The organism is Streptomyces axinellae, from assembly GCF_039532135.1.
In the GTDB taxonomy this organism is placed as follows: domain Bacteria; phylum Actinomycetota; class Actinomycetes; order Streptomycetales; family Streptomycetaceae; genus Streptomyces; species Streptomyces axinellae.
The window spans coordinates 1-1,735 of the sequence record NZ_BAAARJ010000064.1 but is presented as its reverse complement, the minus strand read 5'-3'; the positions used below and the strand labels follow the sequence as shown (position 1 = coordinate 1,735).

At 65.1% G+C, this 1,735-nt stretch carries 1 protein-coding gene; it reads right to left on the bottom strand.

Annotated features, from left to right (window positions below; all coding sequences use genetic code 11):
• On the bottom strand, window positions 1–1,587 hold a 1,587-nt coding region (locus tag ABD339_RS33430), incomplete at its 3' end, for a hypothetical protein (protein WP_344570935.1).
• Window positions 1,588–1,735: the final 148 nt, after the last annotated feature.

The following is a 1,735-nucleotide window of genomic DNA, read 5'->3' as shown; positions in this document are numbered from 1 at the left end:
GGCGCGCGCACCTTCTGCCTGCGCGGTGGCGCCACCGATCCTCCATTTGTTCTCCTGCCAGACGGGCGACAGGCCATGCCGCCCCAGCGCCTGTGCCAGCCCCTCTTCCAACGCCTTCTTGCGCCCCTGGCTTCGCAGATTGCTCAGGAATTTGCCGATGGGGACATCAGCGGTGACATCGCCGATCACCACCTTCTGCGTATCCGTCTGACTGGGCAGGTCTCCCTGCTTCCGGGCGTTCAGCGCGGCCGCGTAATGCTCGTCCCTCCACATGATCTTTTTTCCGGTATGCGGGATCGTCCACAGACCCTCTGATACTTGCCGGGGCGCCAGACCATGCCGTGACAGCGCCTGTTTCAGCCCCTCTTCCAACGCCGTTTTGCGCCCCTGGCTTCGCAGCGTGTTCAGGAATCGGCCGAGGGGGACGTCGGCGGTGACGTCGCCGATCACCACCTCCTGCGTCTCCGCCTTCTCGGGCAGGTCTCCCTGCTTCCGGGCGTTCAACGCGGCCGCGTAATGCTCGTCCCTCCACATGACCTTTTGTCCGGTCTGCGGGACCATCCACAGACCATCTGATACTTGCCGAGGCGCCAGGCCATGTCGGGACAGCGCCTTCGTCAGCCCCTCTCCCAACGCCTTTGTGCGCCCCTGGTTTCGCAGCGTGTTCAGGAATTGGCCGATGGGGACGTCGGCGGTGACGTCGCCGATCACCACCGTCTGCATCTCCGTCTTCTTGGGCAGGTCTCCCTGCTCCCGGGCGTTCAACGCGGCCGCGTAATCCTCGTCCCTCCACATGACCTTTTGTCCGGTCTGCGGGACCATCCACAGACCATCTGATACTTGCCGAGACGCCAGGCCATGTCGGGACAGCGCCTTCGTCAGCCCCTCTCCCAACGCCTTTGTGCGCCCCTGGCTTCGCAGCGTGTTCAGGAATTGGCCGATGGGGACGTCGGCGGTGACGTCGCCGATCACCACCGTCTGCGTATCCGTCTTCTTGGGCAGGTCTCCCTGCTTCCGGGCGTTCAGCGCGGCCGCGTAATCCTCGTCCCTCCACATGATCTTTTTTCCGGTATGCGGGATCGTCCACCGGCCGTCTGATATTTGCCGGGGCGCCAGGCCATGCCATGTCAGCGCCTCTGCCAGCCCCTCTCCCAACGCCTTTCTGCGCCCCCGGCTTCGCAGCGTGTTCAGGAATTTGCCGATGGGGACGTCGGCGGTGACGCCGCCGATCACCACCTCCTGCGTCTCCGTCTTCTCGGGCAGGTCTCCCTGCTCCCGGGCGTTCAGCGCGGCCGCGTAATCCTCGTCCCTCCACATGATTTTTTGTCCGGTCTGCGGGATCGTCCACCGGCCGTCTGATATTTGCCGGGGCGCCAGGCCATGCCATGTCAGCGCCTGTGCCAGCCCCTCTTCCAACGCCGTTTTGCGCCCCGGGCTCCGCAGCGTGTTCAGGAATTTGCCGATGGGGACATCGGCGGTGACGCCGCCGATCACCACCTCCTGCGTCTCCCTAAACCCGGGCAGGTCTCCCTGCTCCCGGGCGTTCAACGCGGCCGCGTAATCCTCGTCGGAATACTTCCTCGGCATGGTTCATCCCTTCCCGTTCCGTGTGAAGCCGCCTGTATGGGCGCTTTCTGCTCACCTGACCGCCCGCCCGACAGCCCGGGCACCTTCGACCGGAACCGGACCCGGTACCGCCTCCTGCGGCACACCCCCCGCATCCACTCACGACACG